Here is a 20,501-nt window from a genome sequence, read left to right as displayed (position 1 = left end):
GTGTGTGCACAACTACGGGCACGGCGGGGCGGGCGTCACCGTCTCCTGGGGCTGCGCCGTGGACGCGGCACGGTTGGTGGGCCCGGCCACCGGTGAGTGAGCCGGGCCCGCACCGACCGCCCGGGGGAGCTCAGCGGCACGTGCGCACGGGAGCTCCCGCCGTCAGGGCGAACTCGGCGCGCTCGTCCAACAGCAGCGGTACCAGGGCGCGCTGCGACTGGCGCAGCGGCACGAAGGCGCCGTCCTGGCGGGGCTCGGCGCGCACCCCGTGCAGGTCGAGCACCCTTGCGACGTCCTCGAACTGGGCGCCGGTCAGCCGGTAGCCGCAGGGCGGATCGGTCAGCACCTGCTCGTCGGTGGGCTGCTCGTTGTCCGCGCCGCCGAGGTACACGGGGCCGCGGTCGGTCCAGCCTGTCATGCGGGCGGCTCTGGTGGCCTTCTCGATGGGAGCGCGGCGCTCGCCGGCGAAGTCGAACGCGCCCTCCAGCGCGGCACGGTGCGAGCCGACACGGCGGCGGTTGTTGCGCGCCTGATCGCCCTTGCCGGCGTCGGTGAGAGGCTCGATGCGGGTCTCGGCGAGCAGCCCGACCGCGCCCTTGACGCCGACGGTGTTGCGCAGGATGCGTTCCTGCCCGTCGCCCGCGACCTGCTTGACGGGCTCGCCCGTCTCCGGGTCCGTCCAGATGCCGTAGATACCGGTGCTGTGGCCGCTGTCCTCGGCGGACGGGCGCGCGTACTTCTCCGACAGCGTCACGGACTCCTTGTGCACGGCCTTCGCGGTGTTCAGGTTGCGGGGCCAAAGAGAGAGCAGGTCCTTGACGTAGTACGGCTCGTGGGCGCCGTACTCGTGCAGGTCGTAGACGGTGTCGGGCCGGTAGTCGCGCATGACGGCGGCCATCGCGCGGGCCTCGGCGGTCTCCAGCGCGAGGTGGTCGCGGTTGATGTCGACGCCGTCGGCGTCGCCGCGGGTGTCGGCGGCGCGGCCGTCCGGGTTGGCGGTGGGCACGACCAGCACCGTCGTACGGGACAGAAAGCGCTTGGTGGCGCGGTCCTTGGCGAAGGCGAGGTCGCGGATGGTGCTCAGGCACGCCTCGCGGCCCGCGGGCTCGTTCCCGTGCTGGGAGCAGATCAGCAGCAGGGAGTTGCCGCGCCTGACCTTCGCGGGGCCTGCGGGCGACGGGGCACCGATGCGGGCCAGCCGGAGCGGCCGTCCCTGCTCGGTGCGGCCGAGGGTGTCGAGGGTGACGCGGCGGGTTGCCGCGTCGACGGTGCGCAGGAACGTCTCTTCCTCTGGCTGCGTCGTCCAGCGCTGGCCGTGGGTGCGTTCGAAGCCGGTACGGGGTGCGGCTGGGCCTTCCCGGTCGGCGGCCTGTGCGGTGGTGGCGAGGAGGGGGGCGAGGAGCGCCGCCGAGGTCAGGGCGGCGGTCTTCCACCGGGAGCGGCCGAGCCGCGCGCGAATCACCATGCCGGGACGTTAGCCGGGCGCACGCGTGTGCAGAAGGGGGCGGGTGTCGGCCGGATGACGCTCACACGACGGTAGTTGCTGTGGACATGCGGTGTGCCACGTGAGTACATACCCTTCGGACGAAGTGAGACCCCACGCGCCACAGGGGCGGGATGTGAACCCGATGGTGGCGCCGCAAGGTTGACGGAAGATCTGGAGGACTCGTGCGTCACAGACTGATCGTCCCGGGTGCCATGGTGGCGGCCTCGCTGCTGCTCGCGGTCCCGGCCTCGGCGGCCGAACCGTCCCCGGGAGCCCCGGGCGTGGGCGACCCCTACTACCCGGACTACGGGAACGGCGGCTACGACGTCTCCCACTACGACCTTCGGCTCAGGTACCAGCCGAAGACGGACAAGCTGAACGGCACGGCGACCCTGCTGGCCACCGCCGAGCAGGACCTGTCGCGCTTCAACCTGGACTTCGCGCTGGACGTCAGCGAGGTGCGGGTGAACGGCAAGAAGGCGCGCTTCGCCGCCTCGGGCGCACACGAGTTGCGGATCACCCCGGCCGAACCGCTGGCCAAGGGCGAGAAGGCCACCGTCGTGGTCCGCTACTCCGGCACCCCTTCGAAGGTCGAGGTGAACGGCTTCACCTCGTGGCTGCGCACCGAGGACGGCGGCGTGGCCGCCAACGAGCCGGAAGCCGCCTGGTGGTGGTTCCCCAGCAACGACCACCCCTCGGACAAGGCGAGCTACGACGTGAGCGTCGCCGTTCCCGACGGCACCCAGGCGATCAGCAACGGCACCCTCCAGTCGAAGCGCTCCGAGGCCGGCTGGACCCGCTGGAACTGGCGCTCCCGCGCCCCGCAGGCCACCTACCTGGCCACGCTGGCCGTCGGCAGGTTCGACATCACCACCTCCAAGACGGACTCCGGACTGCCCGTCATCAACGCCTACAGCAAGGATCTGGGCGAGCACGAGGGCGCGGCGCGGGCGAGCGTCGAGCGGACCGCCGAGATCACCGAGTGGCTCCAGGGCTACTTCGGCACCTACCCCTTCGACGCGATGGGCGGCTACGTCCCCAACACGGACACCACCTACGCGCTGGAGACCCAGACCCGCCCGTTCTACAGCCCCGACGACTTCGCCGACGGCTCCAACACCTCCGTTGTCGTCCACGAGATGGCCCACCAGTGGTACGGGGACAGCGTCTCGCTCAAGGGCTGGAAGGACATCTGGATCAACGAGGGCTTCGCGGCCTACGCGCAGTGGCTGTGGTCCGAGGACCAGGGCGAGGGCACGGCGCGCGAACTGGCCGACTACGCGTACGCCTCCCGCCCGGCCGACGACGACTTCTGGAAGGTGAAGCCGGGCGACCCGGGCCCGGACAACCAGTTCCACTCGGCGGTCTACGACCGTGGGGCGATGGCCCTCCAGGCGCTGCGCGAGAAGATCGGGGACAAGGACTTCTTCGCCGTCCTGAAGGGCTGGCCCCAGCAGCACGAGGGCGGCAACGCGGACGTGGGCGACTTCGTCGCCTACGCGGAGAAGGTGTCGGGCGAGCCGCTGGCCGAGCTGTTCGACACCTGGCTGTTCCAGCCCGCCAAGCCGCCCGCCTCCGAGGCGGGCCTCAAGGCGAAGGCCGCCCCTGAGCGGCCCGAGTCGTGGAAGAAGATCCACACGGCCGACCACCCGCACCGCCACTGACACCGCAGGGGCCGGTCCCGGCGGGGGCCGGCCTCCGCGCTGTGGTTCGCGGTGGCTCGTGTGCTCAGCCGGCCGGTCGGCGGGCGGCTCGGGCCCTGCGCGCGTACGGCAGGTAGCGCAGACGTTCCGGCAGCCGGGGAACGACACAGGCGACGACACGCCCCAGCCGTCGCAGCCGCCGCTCCTGGCCGGGCGTCCAGGGCAGCCGGAGTGCGCGCCGCGCGTCCGGAGGCATCAGACCGATGATCAGGAACCGCCGCAGCCGGGCGAGTCCGGGCGCCAGCAGCGGCCAGACCGCGCGCAGCGCGCCCCGCACCGGGCGTGGGCCGTACGGAGGTGGCGGGATCTGCATGTCGAGGTCCACGAGTTCGCGCACGACGCCCGTGGGCTCGACCTCCTCGGCCAACATGCGCCGCCAGTAGGGCCAGAACTCCTCCAGCGTCTGCGGCATGTCCCGCTCGTGGAGACCCAGCACGCGGCCGACCTGCAGCCACTCGGCGTACAACTGCCGCTCCTCCGCCTCGGTGAAGGGGCGCCGGGCGAGGTAGCGCTGCCCGTGCTGGAAGGAGGGGAAGCCGGTGGCGTGCACCCACGCGTAGTAGGCGGGCATCAGCGCGCGGTAGCGGTGGCCATGTGCGTCGACGCCCTGGATCGTCTTGTGCAGGTCCCGCAGTCTGCGCCCCTCGGCGGCGGCTTCCTCGCCTCCGTACACCCACAGCAGCACGCTGCGTACCGAGCGCTCACCTCGGCCCCACGGGTCGGTGCGGAAGACCGAGTGCTGGTCCACCCCGGCGCCGACGGCGGGGTGGGCGACCTGCATGGTCAGCGCGCCGGGCAGCGTGAACAGGATGCGGAGGTCTCCGGCCACGTCCCACAGGATGCCGTCGGCCGGCGGCGGCGCCGGGTCGGTGCGCTCGGGATGCCTCTCGCGTGCCTTCACGCTCCTCATGATGCCTCGCCCAGCGCGGTGACGCGCGGTGCGGCCCGCTGCGGCGCCCGGTGCGGCCCGGGGCGTCCGCGGCAGGTGCGGCCCGGGGTGTCCGCGCCATGCGGCCCGGGGCGTCCGCGGCGCGCGGCCCGGCGGGGCCCGCGCGGTGCGGCGGGTTCGTCCGCGGTGTGCCGGGTTCGTCCGCGGTAGGGGGCGGTGTCACCGACCGGGAGCCCGGAGGGGCGGCATTCCGCCATCTTCCGAACCGGAACACCCCTCCGTCATTTCGTGATCACTAACTGACTTATATTGGTGCGACGTTGCTCGGAGGGCTGCGGCATCAGCTCTCGCCTCTGCCCGGTTCCGTCCCCTAGGACCTGATTGATGACCTCCCCCGAGATATCACCGCCACCGGCCGCAGGTGCGGGCCGACCGGCCGCAGGCACCGGCAGGACGGCCGCGGGGCCCGGGACCGCGACCGCAGCCCCCACGGCCGGGGCAGAACCCGGCACCGCCACGGGAACGGCGCTGGCGCTGCTGGTCTCCGCCGCGCTCGCCGCAGCCGCCTGCCTGACGGCCGTCTACGCGGCGGACGAGTCCGCACGTACCGCCGTCGCCTGGGGCGGCGGCGCGGCCGGAGTCGTGCTGTGCGTGGCCGTCACCGTCGCCGCGCGCGCCGTGCTGACCGGGCGCCGGCTGCGCGCCGCCCTGGCGGCGGGCAACGCACGGGCGGCCGAACGGGAGCGGGCCGACGCCTACTTCGCCGACGCGGTGGTGCCCGCCGTCGTCGACCGGCTGCGCCGCGGCGGCTCCGCCGAGACCGCACTGGCCGAGGCGCCCCCGGCGGCCGACGAGACGCAGCGCCGGGTGCTGGTCACCCTGGCGCGCGAGGTGCACAAGGGCGAGAACATGCGGGCCGCCGCGATGTCGGCGTGCGCCAACGCGGCCGGACGTGTGCAGGCGCTGGCCACGGGCATGGCCGCCGACCTGCGGGAGATGGAGCACCGGCACGCCGACGAGGACGTGCTGGCCGACCTGTTGCACCTGGACCACCGCACGGCCCAGACCGGCCGGATCGCCGACTCCATCGCCGTACTGACGGGCGCCCGTTCGGGACGCCGGTGGGCCAAGCCCATCGTCATGGAGTCGATCCTGCGTGGCGCGATGGGCCGGATCAGCGGCTATCAGCGGGTACGGCTGCACTCGGCGAGCGAGGTGGCCATCGCGGGCCACGCCGCCGAGGGCGTCATGCACGCGCTGGCCGAGCTGATGGACAACGCGGCGAACTTCTCCCCGCCCACCTCCGAAGTGCACGTGTACGTCGAGGAGGTGGCCGCAGGGGTGGTCATCACCATCGAGGACGGCGGCCTGGTGATGGGCGAGGTGGCGCTCCGCCGCGCCCAGCAGGCCGTCTCCGCCGAGCACAACGACCTGTCCACGCTGTCGGGCACCCGGCTCGGACTGGCCGTCGTCGGGCGCCTGGCCCGCAAGCACGGCCTGTCCGTCTCCTTCCGGCCCTCCGCGCACGGCGGTACGGGCGTCCTCGTCCGTATCCCGCGCGAGTTGGTGACCGAACCGCGCCGTGCGGACAGCCCCGCACCCGAGCCCGTCCAGGCCGCCGCCGGCCCCGCCAGGAGCCGTGGGCTTCTGAGCGCCGCACCCAGCGCTCCAGCGGCGGGCGCCCACTCCCGGCAGCCCGAGCCCGCCTCCGCGTCCCGGGGACCCGCCCGGGGCCACGAGGGGAACGAGAGCTCCCGGACCGGCGGACACGGGAGCGCGCACACCGGCGCACACGACAATTCCCGGACCGGCGAGTACGGGAGCGCGCACACCGGCGAGCACGAGAGCTCCCGGACCGGCGAGCACGAGAGCTCCCGGACCGGCGAGCACGAGAGCGCGCACCCCGGCGCGTACGCGACCGCGGCGCCTCCGCCCCAGGAGTTCGGAGCCAGCGGGCTGCCCAAGCGGCGCCGGGGCCAGACCCTGGCGGCGGTCGCCCGGGCGACCGCCTCCCGTTCCTCCTCCCCCGGCACCGCCGAGGAGTCCGCCGCGCACGAGCGCGACCGCGACCCGGCCGCCGCCAGGACCAAGCGGCCCTCGGGCGCGCGCTTCGGCGACTTCCGCCGTGCCGTGCAGGGCGCCGCCCCGTCGGACGAGGACACCCCTTCGTCCAGCGAAGAGACCCCCGCATCCGGCGCGACGGGCCGACACCCCACGGCTGACGGCGCCCCCTCCCCCGCCCGCTCCTCTCCCCTCTCGGAGGACGACACCGAATGATCACTGACAGCAAGCTCGACTGGCTGCTGGAGAGTCTGCTGGAGCGCACCCCCGGCGCCCGGCACGCCCTCGTGCTGTCCCGGGACGGCCTCAAGCTGTGCCGCACCCCGGAGCTCTCCGTGGACCAGGCCGACCAGCTCGCGGCCATCTCGGCCGGTATCCAGAGCCTGTCGCACGGCGCTTCCGTGGAGTTCGGCGACGGTGACGGCGGCGTGCGGCAGGCCATGGCGGAGTTCTACGGCGGCATCCTGTTCGTCGTGGAGGCGGGGGACGGCGCCCACCTGGCCGTCATCGCCGACGAGGAGTCGGATGTGGGTCTCATCGGCCACAACATGAACGAGCTGATCGAGCAGCTCAGCGAATACCTCAGCGCCCCGCCGCGCCAGCAGGCGGCGAGTGACGGGCGCGGGGGCGGGCAGGAATGACGCGGCCGGGCCGGGACGAGGACCCGGACCGGCTGTACACCGTGACCGGCGGGCGCAGCCGTTCGGTGGCCGGAGCCGACACCTTCGATCTGGTGACGCTCGTGGTCAGCGAGAGCGCCCCCGTGCGCGGCATGCAGTCGGAGCACGCCGCGATCCTGCGCATCTGCCGCTTCCCCACCGCGGTCGTGGAGCTGGCCTCCGATCTGGGACTGCCGGTGAGCGTCGTCCGCATCCTGCTGGGCGACCTGCTCGCCCAGGGGAAGATCACCGCCCGCCATCCGCGGCGTGCTCAGACCGCTGACGCACTGCCCGACCCCGACATCCTGAAGCAGGTGCTCGTTGGACTCCGCAACATCTGAAGCGAACCCGGTGGCGACCGCGACCGCTGACGCGCAGGACCGCCCCCCGCTGCTGAGCACGGCGGCGCAGGGGCTGAAGATCGTCATCGTCGGCGGTTTCGGGGTCGGCAAGACGACCATGGTCAGGGCGGTCAGCGACATCCGCCCGCTGAACACCGAGGAGACGATGACCCGGGCCGGCGAGGGGGTCGACGACCTCTCCGGCATCCAGGACAAGACGACCACCACCATCGCCTTCGACTTCGGGCGCATCAGCCTGGACGACGAGACGGTGCTCTACCTGTTCGGCGCGCCGGGCCAGGAGCGGTTCTGGTTCCTGTGGGACCGGCTCTTCTCCGGCACGCTGGGCGCCGTCGTGCTGGTGGACACCCGCAGGCTGGAGGAGTCGTGGTACGCCATCGACCGCCTCGAGGCGCACGGCACTCCGTTCATCGTCGCGAGCAACGACTTCGGCGGCCCCCGGCACGCGCCCGAACAGGTGCGTGAGGCGCTCGATCTGCCCGACGACGTCCCGCTGGTCGAGTGCGACGCGCGTTCCCGCGCCTCCAGCAAGGACGTGCTGCTCGCCCTCGTCCACCACCTGTACGCCCTCTCCACCGCGCGTCGGGAGAACACCCCGTGACACCCGCTCAGCACCACAGCTCCGTCTCCGCGCCGCCCCCCGGCTGCCCCGCGCACCCCAGCTCGGAGGCCGTCCCCCTGCTGGGGCCGCGCTTCCAGAACGACGACCGCGCCCGGCTCTACCGCGACATGTACGAGCAGCACGGCCCGCTCGCCCCGGTGACGCTGCCGGGCGACGTCCCCTGCTGGCTGGTGCTCGGCTACCGGGAACTGCACCAGATCACCTCCGACCCGGCGCTGTTCAGCCGCGACTCGGGCCTGTGGAACCAGTGGCCGAACATTCCGGCGGACTGGCCGCTGCTGCCGATGGTCGGCAAGCAGCCGTCGATCCTCTACACCGTGGGAGAGCGGCACCAGCGCCGCTCCGCCCTGGTCAGCGACGCGCTCGCCGCCGTGGACCCGTTCGAGTTGCGCGATCACTCCGAGCGGTTCGCCGACCGGCTGATCGACGAGCTGTGCGGGCGCGGCTCGGGTGACCTGATCGCCGAGTACGCCAAGGTGCTGCCCGCGCTGGTGCTCGCCCGGCTCTACGGCTTCACCGACGAGGAGGGCGCCGCGCTGGTGCCCAGCATCAACGACCTCGTGGACGGCGGCGAGGGCGCACTGGCCGGACGCGACCGGGTGAAGGGGGCGATGGAGAGGCTGCTGGCCTCCCGGCGCAGCGCCCCCGCCGCCGGAGTCGCCTCGCGGATGCTGCACCACGACTTCGCCGAGGGGTTCTCCTTCGAGGAGATCGTCGAGGACATGATGGTCAACATCATCGCGGGCCACCAGCCGACCGCCGACTGGATCGGCAACTCGCTGCGGCTGATGCTCACCGACGACCGGTTCGCCGCCTCGCTGACCGGCGGCCGGCACAGCGTCGCCGAGGCGATGAACGAGGTGCTGTGGGAGGACACCCCCACCCAGAACATCGCGGGCCGCTGGGCCACCCGGGACACCCAGCTCGCCGGGCGGCACGTGGCGGCGGGCGACCTGCTGATGCTCAGCTTCGCCGCCGCCAACGGCGACCCCCAGGTGCGGCCCGACCGCACGGTGCTGACCGGCGGCAACAACGCCTTCCTCTCCTTCGGGCACGGGGACCACCGCTGCCCCTACCCCGCGCAGGACATCGCCGAGGGCATCGCCCGTACCGGCATCGAGGTCCTGCTCGACCGGCTGCCGGACGTCGACCTGGCCGTCAGCCGGCAGGCCCTGGTGTGGCGGCCCTCGCCCTTCCTGCGGGGCCTGGCGTCGCTGCCCGTCCGCTTCACCCCGACTCCGACGAGCGCCCAGGGAGGCCTGTGATGCCCGAGCCCGCCTCGTGTCCCTTCACCGGGACGGGATCACCGGACGCCCGGGGCGGCGTGATCGCGCTCGATCCGCTCGTCGGCGACCTGGCGGGCGAGGGCGCGGCGCTCCGCGCGGCAGGGCCGCTGGCCCCCGTCGAACTGCCAGGCGGGGTGCGAGTGTGGGCGGTCACCCACCACGCCGAGGCGCGGCGGCTGCTGACCGACAGCAGGCTGGTGAAGGACATCGGCCACTGGGCCGCCTGGAGACGCGGGGAGATCCCCGAGACCTGGCCGCTGATCGGCCTGGCCGACCCGGGCCCCAGCATGCTCACCTTCGACGGCCCCGAGCACCGCAGGCTGCGCACGCTGACCGCGCAGGCCCTCACCCCCCGCCGGGTGGCCGCGATGCGGCCCCGCATCGAGGAGATCACCCGCGGACTGCTGGACGACCTCCAGGCCTCGGCCGACGCCGAGGGCCGCGTCGACCTGAAGTCCGCGTTCGCCTATCCCCTGCCGATGGCGGTCATCGGGGATCTGGTGGGTGTCGACACCGGCCGGATTCCCCGGCTGCGGACCCTCTTCGACGGCTTCTTCAGCAGCGTCACGCCGGGCGAGGACGTCCAGGCCATCATCGCCGAACTCGGCGCGCTCTTCGGCGCGATCGTGGCCGAGAAGCGCCGGTCCCCGGGCGACGATCTGACCAGCGCGCTGCTGGCCGCCGCCGAGGGGGGCGACTCGCTCAGCGACGAGGAGATCATCGCCACCGTCCAGGTGCTGATCACCGCGGGGCACGAGACCACCATCAGCCTGATCGTGAGCGCTGTACGCGCCCTGCTGACCCACCCTGACCAGCTCGCTCTCGTCCTGTCTGGCGAGGTGAGCTGGGAGGCGGCCATCGAGGAGACGCTGCGGTGGGACGCGCCCACCACGCACGTGCTGATCCGGTTCGCCACCGAGGACATGGAGGTGGGCGGCACCGTGCTCGCACAGGGCGACGCGGTGATCATCGCCTACGGCGCCATCGGGAGGGACGAGCGGCAGCACGGACCCGACGCGGAGCGCTTCGACGTCACCCGGACACCGACGCGGCACCTCTCCTTCGGGCACGGGCCCCACGTGTGCCCCGGGGCGCCGCTCTCGCGCCTGGAGGCCCTGGTCGCCCTCCCCGCCCTCTTCGAGCGCTTCCCCGGCCTCTCCCTCGCGGTCGACCCCTCGCGGCTGCGCAACAAGCCCGCGGTCACCCAGAACGAGCTGTACGAGCTGCCGGTACGGCTGCGCTGAACGGCGCGCTCGGACGAACGGGACCTGCGGCCGGCCCGGCGGCGCCGGTCAGCGAAGCCGAGTGGCCGTCCGCATACCGCGGGCGGGCGGCGGGACCCTCGCGTTGGGTTCCGCCACCCGCCCGCCTCTCAGCTGGCGTAGTCCTTGATCCAGTAAGAGCAGTCGATCCACCCCGGAAGCCCGCCGCTGAAGTCCTTCGCACAGGCCTTGAACTGGACCTCGGTGTTGCGCGGGAGGTTGCTGATCGTGCAGTACTTGAACCCGTTGTTCGAACCGTCCCGGTCGACGCACGTGATCTCGGAGCGGCCGGGGAGCTTGATGCGGAGCACCATGCCGTAGCCGTCCTTCTTGGTGTCCGCGATCCGGAACTTGTTGTTGTCACCGCTGTTGAACGCCCCGGTTCCACGACCGTTCGCCGCGTCCGCGATGTGCCAGGACCCGACGGCGTTCGCCGGGGCCTGCGCCAGCGCGACACAGGCGGCAGCGCCGACCGTCACGGCCAGAACACGCTTGATACGGGACATACGCCCCCCACTCTCTTCACTCACAAGCTCCCCGAACGGCGGGCCCGTCGGGGTGTCAGGAGAGGATCATGCCCCGGACAAGCGCGATGTGCCAGCGTTGCACGGGTACTTCTTTGCCGCCGCGCTGTGCGCGCTGCGTTCGACGAGCTAAGTTCGCAGACGCACACACGCGAACGGCCGGGCGCGTCCGCGTACGGGCGGCCCGGCCGGGGCCTTCCGCCTCTTCCGGACGAAGCGGAACCGGAAACTCGGAAGGCGCGGGGTCAGTTCGTGTCGCGTTCCGCCGCGGCGGCCCGCACCCGTCCGCGTACCCCGAACCAGCCCGCGACCAGCGCGGCGGCGATCACGGGCACCAGCATCACGGTGCGCCGCCCCACGTCGGGGTCCTTCCACATCAGTACGACGACGCCGACCAGGAAGGCGATGGTCACCCACTCGGTGACGGGTGAGAAGGGAAGGCGGAAGGACGGGCGCTCGATCAGCCCTGCCTTGGCCCGCCGTACGAAGACCCAGTGGCACAGCATGATCGTGCACCAGGTGCTGATGATGCCGAGCGCGGCGATGTTCAGCACGATCTCGAACGCCTTGCCGGGCACGACGTAGTTGAGCCCGACGCCGACGACGCACACGGCCGAGGTCAGCAGGATGCCGCCGTAGGGCACCTGGCTGCGGTTCATCCGGGCGGTGAACTTGGGCGCGGACCCCGACATGGCCATGGAGCGCAGGATGCGCCCGGTCGAGTAGAGCCCGGAGTTGAGGCTGGACATGGCGGCGGTGAGGACGACGAGGTTCATCACGTCGCCTGCGCCGGGCACCCCGAGCTTGGACAGCACGGTCACGAACGGGCTCTCGCCGTCGGTGAACTGGTCCCAGGGCAGCAGCAGCGCGAGCAGCAGCACGGAGCCGACGTAGAAGAAGCCGACGCGCCACATGATGGCGTTCACGGCCTTGGGGACGACCTTGTGCGGCTCGGCGGTCTCGCCCGCGGTCACGCCGACCAGTTCGACGCAGGAGTAGGCGAAGACGACGCCCTGCATGACGATGACGACGGGCATCAGGCCGCTGGGGAAGATGCCGCCGTGGTCGGTGATCTGGCTGAGCCCCGGGGTGCTGCCGCCGACCTCGTGCTGGGTGGCGAGCAGGACGATGCCGATGCCCATGAAGACCACCAGCGCCGCCACCTTGATCACCGCGAACCAGAACTCCAGCTCGCCGAAGATCTTCACGGAGATCATGTTGATGGCCAGCACCACGGCGAGCGCGATCAGCGCGAGCACCCACTGCGGGATGTCGGTGAAGAAGCTCCAGTAGTGCGTGTAGAGGGCGATGGCGGTGATGTCCGCGATGCCGGTGGTCGACCAGTTGAGGAAGTACATCCAGCCGGCGACGTAGGCGCCCTTCTCGCCCAGGAACTCGCGCGAGTAGGAGACGAAGGAGCCCGAGGAGGGGCGGTGCAGCACCATCTCGCCGAGCGCCTTGACGACGAAGAAGGCGAAGAGGCCGCAGACGGCGTAGGCGATCGCCAGGGCGGGTCCGGCGGAGGCGAGGCGACCTCCCGCGCCCAGGAACAGACCGGTGCCGATCGCCCCGCCGATGGCGATCATGTTGATGTGGCGTGCCTTGAGGTCTTTGCTGTAGCCGGTGTCACCGGCGTCCTGTGCCGGCCCGTGGGGGGTCTGCGCTCCGGCCCGGTCACCCCCGCCGGGTTGCGGCGGGATGGCGTCCTGGACGACGTCGTTGCTCACGATCGTTCCAACTCACTCGAGGTTCGGGCGTTGCCGGGCCGGCCGCCGCGATCACGGCTGCGGACCAAGGCGTCACCTTTCCCTGCAGGGGGCAACTATGCGGTGATGCAGGTCACACCGGGAAACATCTCACACGTGATCTTCGTAGAGCGCGTCGATCTCCTGCTGGTAGGCGTCCGTGATCACGCGGCGGCGGAGTTTGAGTGAGGGCGTCAGCTCGCCCGTCGCGGGGCCCCACTCGCGCTCCAGGAGGCGGAAGCGCTTGACCTGTTCCGTGCGGTTGAGCCGCGCGTTGGCGGCGGCGACGGCCCGCTCGGCCTCGGCCCTCACGGCCGGGTGCCGGCTCAGTGCGCCGCCGGTGGCGTCGATGCCGTGGCGGGCCGCCCAGGCGCCGGCCGCCTCACCGTCCAGTACCAGCAGCGCCACCAGGTAGGAGCGGCCGTCCCCGTGCACCAGGGCCTGCCCGATGAGGGGGTGCTCCTTGAGCGCGTTCTCCACCAGCGCGGGCGAGACGTTCTTGCCGGTGGAGGTGACGATCATCTCCTTCTTGCGGTCGGTCACCCACAGGAAGCCGTCGTCGTCGACCCGGCCGATGTCGCCGGTGGCGAACCAGCCGTCCGCGTCGGTGGCGGGCTCGACTGAGCCGTCGGCGCGCAGGTAGCCCTCGAAGACGGTGGTTCCGCGCACCTCGATCTCGCCGTCCTCGGCCGTGCGGATCTCGGTGCCCTCCAGGGGGCGGCCGACGGAGCCGAGCCTGAAGGCTCGGGGCCCGTTGAGGGTGAGGGCTCCGGTCGTCTCGGTCAGCCCCCACGCGTCCATGATCGCGATGCCGAAGCCCGCCCAGAAGTCGAGCACGTCAGGCGGCATGGGCGCCGAGGCGCTGGCCGTCCACACCAGCGACTCGAAGCCCGCCTGCTCCAGCAGCGGCCCGATCACCTCGGCCCTGGCCTGCGCGTAGGCCGCCTCCAGCGCGGGCGGGGGCGCCTGCCCGCGCTCCCGGCAGCGCACGTGGGCGCGCGCCACCTCGCCGGCGGCCTCGACGGCGGCGCGCCGCTCCGGCGCCAGTGCCTCCACTCCGGCGCGCAGCGAGGCGGCGAGCTTCTCCCAGATCCTGGGTACGCCGAAGAACTCGGCGGGGTGCAGCCTGCGGGCCAGCGGGGCGAGGAGCGCCGGGTCCGCGCACAGGTGGACGTGGGAGGCGCGGAAGACGGGCAGGTAGATGCCCAGCATCCGTTCGGCGATGTGGGCGAAGGGCAGGTAGCACAGGTGGTCGGCGTGGTCGGGCAGCTCGGCGACCTGGTCGAGCGCGAGCGCGTTGAGGACGACGTTGCGGTGGCTGATCACCACGCCCTTGGGGTCGCCCGTGGTGCCGGAGGTGTAGACGACGGTCACCGGGTCCCAGGAGCGCACCCGGCGCCAGGTCTGCTCGAAGAGGGACGGCTCGTACGGGCGCGGCAGCGCGTTCCAGGCGGTGTGCGGGCCCACGGCGTCCTCGTCCGCCACGACGAGCCGCTGGGGGCCGAGGGAGGCGGGCAGCCGCTCCCAGCGCTCCCGTTCGCCGGCTCCCCCGACGACGGCGAGACGCGCCCTGGAGTGGCGCACGATGTGGGCGATCTGCTCGGGCGCGGCCGTCGGGTACACGGAGACGGGGACGGCGCCGAGGTGGACGAGGGCCAGGTCGGTGAGCCAGTGCTCGGGGCGGTTGCCCATCATGAGCAGTACGTGGTCGCCGGAGGTGACCCCGAGCGCGGTGAGCCCGGCCGCCACCTCGGCGATCCGGTGGCGGGCCTGTGCCCAGGTCAGGGTGGTGCGGGTGAAGTCGTCGGCGTACCAGGACAGCGCCGGGAGGTCGCCGTGGTCCTCCACGTCGCGCAGCAGCAGGTCGCAGAGGGTCAGTGCGGAGGGGGTGTCGCCGGGGAGTCGCAGGAGCGTGGTCATGGCACCTCCGGAAGCCGAAAGACGCCTGCGAAGGTTTCACACGAGTGGTGCGACAGCAATACTGTTGAACGTGATCGGTACGGACGGCACGCCGCCGGCGCGGCGGTGAGGAAGGCGCGGCACATGGAGCGACACGACGGGACGACGGAGGCGCTCACCGACCAGCTCACCGTCGACCAGCTCGCGGCCCGCGCGGGGGTGACCGTACGCACGATCCGTTTCTACAGCACGCGCGGCCTGCTGCCACCGCCCACGATCGGCCCCCGCCGCGTCGGCCGGTACGGGCCCGAACACCTCTCCCGGCTGGCGCTCATAGAGGAGTTGCAGAACCAGGGCATGACGCTGGCCGCCATCGAGCGCTATCTCCAGCGGCTCCCGGACGACATCAGCGCGCACGACCTGGCCATCCACCGGGCCGTGGTCGCCTCCTGGACGCCCGACACGGTGGACGAGACGACACGCGGCCAGCTTCAGGCGCGCGTCGGACGGGAGCTGACGGACGACGATCTGGACCGGCTGGAGGCGATGAGCGTGCTCGCCGGCACGGACGACCCGGATGTCTTCCGGGTCGATCCGGCGATGCTCCAGCTCGGGGTGCGGCTGCTGGACGTGCCGATCTCGCAGGAGGCGATCCTGGCGGCCCGCCAGGTGATGCTGGAGCACACCCGCTCGGCGGCGCGTGAGCTGAGCCGCCTGTTCAAACGGGAGGTGTGGGACCCCTATCGGGAGCAGGAGTCGGACCCGGAGCGGCTGGCGCGGATGAAGTCGCTGTCCGCGCACATGCAGCCGATGGTGGTGCAGGCCCTGGTGACCACCTTCCAGCGCTCGATGAAGGAGGAGCTGCGGGAGGCGTTCCCGCAGGAGAGCGCCCCGCAGCCGGACGCGGAGCCCGCCGCTTCGGGCCCCGCGCCGCAGTGAAGCGGGGCCCGTGGCGGCCCGCCCCGCGCCGCGCGGCGCGGGGTCCTGGCGGCCCGAAGGACCGGCCGGGCGCCGGGTCGGCCGTCAGTCGGTGAAGGTCTCGCCCCTCGCCGCCTTCTCCTCCAGCAGCGCGGGCACCGCGAACCGTTCCCCGTAGCGTTCGGCCAACTCGCGGGCGCGGGCGACGAACCCGGCCGGACCGCCCTCGTAGCCGTTGATGTACTGGATGACGCCGCCCGTCCAGGCCGGGAAGCCGATGCCCATGATGGAGCCGATGTTGGCGTCGGCGACCGTGGTGAGGACGCCCTCCTCGAAGAGCCGGACGGTGTCCAGCGCCTCGGCGAAGAGCATCCGCTCCTGCATGTCCGCGAAGGGGACGGCGGCCCCGCCCTCCTGGGCGCCCTGCCCGGTGAAGTGCTCACGCAGGCCCGGCCACAGTCCGACGCGCTTGCCGTCCTCGTCGTAGTCGTAGAACCCGGCGCCGCCGCCGCGTCCGGTGCGGCCGAACTCGTCGACCATGCGGTCCAGCACGGCGTCCGCCGGGTGCGCGGGCAGGTCCTTGCCCTCGGCGCGCAGGGCCTGGCGCGTCTCGTCGCGGATCTTGCGCGGCAGCGTCAGCGTGAGCTCGTCCATCAGGGAGAGCACCTTGGCCGGGTAGCCGGCCTGCGCGGCGGCCTGCTCGACGGTGGCCGGGTCGACGCCCTCGGCGAGCAGCGCGACGCCCTCGTTGATGAAGTGCCCGATGACACGGGAGGTGAAGAAGCCGCGCGAGTCGCCCACCACGATCGGGGTCTTGCGGATCTGCCGTACCAGGTCGAAGGCGCGGGCCAGCGCCTCGTCGCCGGTCTCGCGGCCCTTGATGATCTCGACGAGCGGCATCTTGTCGACGGGTGAGAAGAAGTGCAGCCCGATGAAGTCCGCCCGCCGCTGGACGCCTTCGGCGAGACCGGTGATCGGCAGCGTGGAGGTGTTGGAGCACAGCAGGGCGTCGGGGGCGACGATCTCCTGGATCTCCTGGAACACCTTGTGCTTGAGGGCCGGGTCCTCGAAGACCGCCTCGATCACCGCGTCGCAGCCTGCCACGTCCTGCGGATCGGCGGTGGGCGTGATGCGGGCCAGCAGGGCGTCCCGCTCGGCCTCGGTCGTCTTCCCCCGCTTGAGCGCCTTGTCCAGCAGCCCCGCCGAGTACGCCTTGCCCTTCTCCGCCGCCTCCTGCGAGACGTCTTTCAGGACCACCTCGATGCCCGCCTTGGCGCACGAGTAGGCGATTCCGGCGCCCATCATGCCCGCGCCGAGAACGGCGGCCTTCTCCACCTTCCGCTCCTGGATGCCGTCCGGCCTGCTGCGGCCCGCGTTGACGGCCTGGAGGTCGAAGAAGAACGCCTGGATCATGTTGGTGGAGATCTGCCCGCAGGCCAGCTCCACGAAGTAGCGCGCCTCGATCACCTGCGCCGTCTCGAAGTCCACCTGGGAGCCCTCGACGGCCGCCGCCATGATGTTGCGCTGCGCCGGGTAGGGGGCGCCGCCGGTCTGCTTCTTCAGGTTGGCGGGGAAGGCGGGCAGGTTCTCGGCGAACTTCGGGTGCGCGGGTGTCCCGCCGGGGATCTTGTAGCCCTTCTCGTCCCAGGGCTGCCGCGCCTGGGGGTTGGCCTCGATGAAGGCACGCGCCGCGGCCAGCATCTCCTCGCGCGTCCGCACGACCTCGTGGACGAGCCCGACTTCCTTGGCCTTGCCCGGACGGTACTGCTGCCCCTGGAGCAGCACGTTCAGCAGCGCGTCCGTGACGCCGAGCAGCCGCACCGCACGGGTGACGCCGCCGCCCGCGGGCAGCAGGCCCAGTGTGGCCTCGGGGCAGCCGATCTTCGAGCCTTTCGCATCGAGCGCCACCCGGTGGTGGCAGGCGAGCGCGATCTCCAGGCCGCCGCCGAGCGCGGCCCCGTTGACGGCGGCCACGACGGGCACGCCGAGGGTCTCGATACGGCGCAGGTCGCGCTTGATGCGCATGCCGCCTTCGAAGATCTCCTGGGCGTTCTCGGGCCGCGCCTGGATGAGCATCCGCAGGTCGCCGCCCGCGAAGAACGTCTTCTTCGCGGAGGTCATGATGACGCCCCGTACGCTCTCGCGCTCGGCCTCCAGCCGGTCGGCGGTCGCGGTCAACGACGTCTGGAAGGCCGCGTTCATGGTGTTCGCGGACTGGTCGGGGTCGTCGAAGGTCAGCGTGACGACGCCGTCGCCGTCCTGTTCCCAGCGGATGGCCGAGGAGGCCGAGGAGGCGGTGGAGTCTGCGGTTCCGGTGGCTTCGGTGGTCTTGGTGGTTTCGGTGGTTTCCGTGGATCGGGGCATGGCGTGGTCTCCGGTTTCGGGGTGAGGGCTGAGCTGCGTGCGGAAGGCGCGGGACGCGGCGACTACAGCCGCTCGACCACGGTGGCGACCCCCATGCCACCCCCCACGCACAGCGTGACCAGCCCGTACCGCTGGTCGGTCCGCTCCAGTTCGTCCACGCACGTGCCGAGCAGCATCGCCCCGGTGGCGCCCAGCGGGTGGCCCATCGCGATGGCCCCGCCGTTGACGTTGATCTTCTCCAGTGGGATCCCCATGTCCCGCTGGAACCGCAGGACGACGGCGGCGAACGCCTCGTTCATCTCCGCGACGGCGATGTCGTCCGCCGTCAGCCCGGCCTTGGCGAGGGCCTTGCGGCAGGCCGGGGCCGGACCGGTCAACATGATCGTCGGATCGGCTCCCGAGACGGCCACCGAGACGATCCGGGCGCGCGGGCGCAGCCCGTACCGCTTGCCGACCTCCTCGTTGCCGATCGCGACCAGCGCGGAACCGTCCACGATGCCCGAGGAGTTGCCCGCGTGGTGCACGTGGTCGATCCTCTCGACCCAGTGGTACTTCTGCAGCGCGACGGCGTCGAAACCGCCCATGTCGCCGATGGCGGCGAACGACGGCTTCAGACCGGCGAGCGTGTCGGCCGTGGTGCCGGGGCGGATGTGCTCGTCGTGGTCGAGGACGGTCAGCCCGTTGCGGTCGCGTACGGGCACGACGGAGCGCTCGAAGCGGCCGTCCTTCCAGGCGTGCGCGGCCAACTCCTGGGAACGGGCCGCGTACTCGTCCACGTCCCGGCGGCTGAAGCCCTCGACGGTGGCGATGAGGTCGGCGCCGATGCCCTGGGGGACGAAACCGGTGTCCCAGTTGGTCATCGGGTCGTTGAACCAGGCGCCGCCGTCACTGGCCATCGGCACCCGCGACATGGACTCCACGCCGCCCGCCAGCACCAGGTCCTCCCACCCCGAGCGGACCTTGGCCGCGGCCATGTTGACCGCCTCCAGACCCGAGGCGCAGAAGCGGTTCTCCTGGACGCCCGCGACCGTGTCGGGCAGCCCGGCGGCCAGCGCGGCGATCTTGGCGATGTCCGAGCCCTGGTCGCCGACGGGGCCGACGACGCCGAGCACGATGTCGTCGATGGCCTGCGGGTCCAGGTCCGGCATGCGGCGGCGCAGCTCGTCGATGAGGCCCACGACCAGGTCGACGGGCTTGGTGCCGTGCAGGGCACCGTTGGCCTTGCCACGCCCGCGCGGGGTGCGGAGGGCCTCGTACACGTACGCTTCTGAGCTCACGAGGGGTGCCTTTCGTGGGAGTGCGGAGTCAGGCGGCAGGGGGCCGGTGGCCGTCGTCAGCCGAGCAGCGACCTTCCGATGATCTCCTTCATGATCTCGGTGGTCCCGCCGTAGATGGTCTGGATGCGGCCGTCCGTGAACGCCTTGGCGACCGGGTACTCGTTCATGTATCCGTACCCGCCGTGCAGTTGCAGACAGCGGTCCGCCGCCCGCTTCTGCAACTCGGTCGCCCACCACTTGGCCATGGAGGCGTGCACCGCGTCCAGCTCGCCCTTCGCGTGGTCCTCGATGCAGCGGTCCAGGAAGGCGCGGGTGACGGCGCACTCGGTGGCCAGCTCGGCGATCTCGAAGCGGACGTGCTGGAGCTTGCCGAGCGGACGGCCGAAGGCGGTGCGCTCCTTGACGTACGCGGTGGTGATCTCCAGCAGGTGTTCGGCCGCGGCGATCCCCGCGACGGCGATCGCCATGCGCTCCTGGGCGAGGTTGGTCATCAGATGGACGAAGGCGCCGTTGACCTCGCCGAGCAGGTTCTCCTTGGGGACGCGGACGTCGGTGAAGAACAGCTCGGCCGTGTCCTGCGCCTTCTGGCCGATCTTGTCGAGGTTGCGGCCCCGTTCGAAACCGTCCATGCCGCGCTCGACCACCAGCAGGCTCAGTCCGTGCGCGCCGCCCTCCGGCGTCGTCTTCGCCGCGACGACCACGAGGTCGGCCAGGATGCCGTTGGAGATGAACGTCTTGGAGCCGTTCAGCAGCCAGTGGTCGCCCTTGTCCTCGGCCGCGGTCCGTATGCCCTGCAAGTCGGAGCCCGCGCCGGGCTCCGTCATGGCGAGGGCGGTGATGATCTCACCCGAGCAGAAGCCCGGCAGCCAGCGCCGTTTCTGCTCGTCGGTGGCCAGCGAGGTGAGGTAGGGGCCGACGATGTCGTTGTGCAGCCCGATGGCCAGGCCCGGCGCGCCCGCGCGGGTGAACTCCTCGGCCAGCACCGCCGCGTAGCGGAAATCGGCCTCTCCCCCGCCGCCGTACTCCTCGGGCACGGCAGGCCCCAGCAGCCCCTGCCGTCCGGCCGCCCGCCACACCTCGCGTGAGACGACGCCGTCCTGCTCCCACCGGGCGTAGTGCGGCTCGACCTCCTTGGCGAGGAAGGTGCGGACGGTCCGCCGGAACGCCTCGTGGTCCTCGGTGAAGATCTGGCGCTTCATGACGTGGGGTGCTCTCCTTCACGCGTGTCGGCCGGGCCCTCGGACGTGCCGGCCGGGCCCTGGGAGGTTCCGGGCGGGCCCTCGGGAGTGCCAGGCGGGCCCTCGGAGGTTCCGGGCGCCGGGCGGGCCTGCCCGGTGGAGGCGGCCAGGGACGGGACGTCCCAGTCGCGGGCGACCTGCGCGGTGTGGGCGCCGGGCCTGGCCGGGCCCGCGTACACGCCGGTGGGGGTGGCGGAGAACCGCGG

General features: G+C 72.1%; 16 protein-coding genes and 2 pseudogenes. 9 read left to right on the top strand and 9 right to left on the bottom strand.

What is annotated here, in order from left to right; translation table 11 throughout:
- A pseudogene (locus AB8Z75_RS14980) lies at positions 1-100 on the top strand (amino acid oxidase); the annotation flags it as partial.
- A 30-nt stretch (positions 101-130) separates the two neighbouring features.
- Here AB8Z75_RS14980 and AB8Z75_RS14975 read toward each other — a convergent pair.
- Positions 131-1,465: a M14 family metallocarboxypeptidase gene (locus AB8Z75_RS14975; RefSeq protein WP_369202083.1), complete on the bottom strand. Its 1,335-nt coding sequence runs from the start codon at positions 1,463-1,465 to the stop codon at positions 131-133.
- A 203-nt stretch (positions 1,466-1,668) separates the two neighbouring features.
- Between AB8Z75_RS14975 and AB8Z75_RS14970 the strand changes: the two genes are divergently transcribed.
- Entirely contained in the window at positions 1,669-3,150 is a 1,482-nt protein-coding gene (locus AB8Z75_RS14970) for a M1 family metallopeptidase (RefSeq protein WP_369202081.1), read from the top strand.
- 64 nt (positions 3,151-3,214) lie between these two features.
- On the opposite strand, the gene AB8Z75_RS14965 is transcribed toward AB8Z75_RS14970, so the two are convergent.
- The gene (locus tag AB8Z75_RS14965) at positions 3,215-4,090 is read right to left on the bottom strand and encodes an oxygenase MpaB family protein (protein ID WP_369202079.1); all 876 of its coding nucleotides are present in this window, start codon (positions 4,088-4,090) and stop codon (positions 3,215-3,217) included.
- 372 nt (positions 4,091-4,462) lie between these two features.
- Between AB8Z75_RS14965 and AB8Z75_RS14960 the strand changes: the two genes are divergently transcribed.
- From AB8Z75_RS14960 to AB8Z75_RS14935, 6 genes are read left to right on the top strand one after another with little or no spacing between them, the layout of a single operon-like run.
- Entirely contained in the window at positions 4,463-6,355 is a 1,893-nt protein-coding gene (locus AB8Z75_RS14960; RefSeq protein WP_369202077.1) for an ATP-binding protein, read from the top strand.
- Positions 6,352-6,780 (top strand): roadblock/LC7 domain-containing protein, encoded by a 429-nt coding sequence (locus tag AB8Z75_RS14955; protein WP_369202075.1) that lies wholly within the window; start codon positions 6,352-6,354, stop codon positions 6,778-6,780. Before AB8Z75_RS14960 ends, AB8Z75_RS14955 begins: the two co-directional genes overlap by 4 nt.
- Positions 6,777-7,139 (top strand): DUF742 domain-containing protein, encoded by a 363-nt coding sequence (locus AB8Z75_RS14950; RefSeq protein WP_114017887.1) that lies wholly within the window; start codon positions 6,777-6,779, stop codon positions 7,137-7,139. Before AB8Z75_RS14955 ends, AB8Z75_RS14950 begins: the two co-directional genes overlap by 4 nt.
- Positions 7,140-7,149: 10 nt before the next feature.
- Complete coding sequence (locus AB8Z75_RS14945) at positions 7,150-7,761, top strand: ATP/GTP-binding protein (RefSeq protein WP_369202073.1); 612 nt, start codon at positions 7,150-7,152, stop codon at positions 7,759-7,761.
- Complete coding sequence (locus AB8Z75_RS14940) at positions 7,758-9,047, top strand: cytochrome P450 (RefSeq protein WP_369202071.1); 1,290 nt, start codon at positions 7,758-7,760, stop codon at positions 9,045-9,047. Before AB8Z75_RS14945 ends, AB8Z75_RS14940 begins: the two co-directional genes overlap by 4 nt.
- The gene (locus AB8Z75_RS14935) at positions 9,047-10,312 is read left to right on the top strand and encodes a cytochrome P450 (protein WP_369202069.1); all 1,266 of its coding nucleotides are present in this window, start codon (positions 9,047-9,049) and stop codon (positions 10,310-10,312) included. The genes AB8Z75_RS14940 and AB8Z75_RS14935 overlap by 1 nt, the downstream gene beginning before the upstream one ends.
- A 128-nt stretch (positions 10,313-10,440) precedes the next feature.
- Here the strand turns inward: AB8Z75_RS14935 and AB8Z75_RS14930 are convergent, their stop codons facing one another.
- The 3 genes from AB8Z75_RS14930 to AB8Z75_RS14920 all read right to left on the bottom strand — a co-directional run bounded on the left by AB8Z75_RS14930 (position 10,441) and on the right by AB8Z75_RS14920 (position 14,519).
- Entirely contained in the window at positions 10,441-10,836 is a 396-nt protein-coding gene (locus tag AB8Z75_RS14930) for a hypothetical protein (RefSeq protein ID WP_369202067.1), read from the bottom strand.
- A gap of 263 nt (positions 10,837-11,099) precedes the next feature.
- Positions 11,100-12,554 carry an amino acid permease gene (locus AB8Z75_RS14925; protein ID WP_369202085.1) on the bottom strand — a complete coding sequence of 485 codons (1,455 nt, stop codon included), beginning with the start codon at positions 12,552-12,554 and terminating at the stop codon, positions 11,100-11,102.
- A gap of 156 nt (positions 12,555-12,710) precedes the next feature.
- Positions 12,711-14,519: a long-chain fatty acid--CoA ligase gene (locus tag AB8Z75_RS14920; protein ID WP_369202065.1), complete on the bottom strand. Its 1,809-nt coding sequence runs from the start codon at positions 14,517-14,519 to the stop codon at positions 12,711-12,713.
- A 123-nt stretch (positions 14,520-14,642) separates the two neighbouring features.
- On the opposite strand from AB8Z75_RS14920, the gene AB8Z75_RS14915 reads away from it, so the two are divergent.
- Complete coding sequence (locus AB8Z75_RS14915) at positions 14,643-15,437, top strand: MerR family transcriptional regulator (RefSeq protein WP_369202063.1); 795 nt, start codon at positions 14,643-14,645, stop codon at positions 15,435-15,437.
- Positions 15,438-15,521: 84 nt separating this feature from the next.
- Here the strand turns inward: AB8Z75_RS14915 and AB8Z75_RS14910 are convergent, their stop codons facing one another.
- The 4 genes and pseudogenes from AB8Z75_RS14910 to AB8Z75_RS14895 all read right to left on the bottom strand — a co-directional run.
- Entirely contained in the window at positions 15,522-17,780 is a 2,259-nt protein-coding gene (locus AB8Z75_RS14910) for a 3-hydroxyacyl-CoA dehydrogenase NAD-binding domain-containing protein (RefSeq protein ID WP_369202061.1), read from the bottom strand.
- A 62-nt stretch (positions 17,781-17,842) separates the two neighbouring features.
- The gene (locus AB8Z75_RS14905; protein ID WP_369202059.1) at positions 17,843-19,057 is read right to left on the bottom strand and encodes an acetyl-CoA C-acetyltransferase; all 1,215 of its coding nucleotides are present in this window, start codon (positions 19,055-19,057) and stop codon (positions 17,843-17,845) included.
- 56 nt (positions 19,058-19,113) lie between these two features.
- Positions 19,114-20,256 carry an acyl-CoA dehydrogenase family protein gene (locus tag AB8Z75_RS14900; RefSeq protein ID WP_369202057.1) on the bottom strand — a complete coding sequence of 381 codons (1,143 nt, stop codon included), beginning with the start codon at positions 20,254-20,256 and terminating at the stop codon, positions 19,114-19,116.
- A pseudogene (locus AB8Z75_RS14895) lies at positions 20,253-20,501 on the bottom strand (hypothetical protein); the annotation flags it as partial. The gene AB8Z75_RS14900 and the pseudogene AB8Z75_RS14895, both read right to left, overlap by 4 nt.

Origin of the sequence: Streptomyces sp. PU-14G, assembly GCF_041028275.1 — a bacterium.
Taxonomy (GTDB): Bacteria; Actinomycetota; Actinomycetes; order Streptomycetales; family Streptomycetaceae; genus Streptomyces.
Note: the sequence above shows the minus strand (reverse complement) of the source record. Positions and strands in the feature narration are given on the sequence as shown.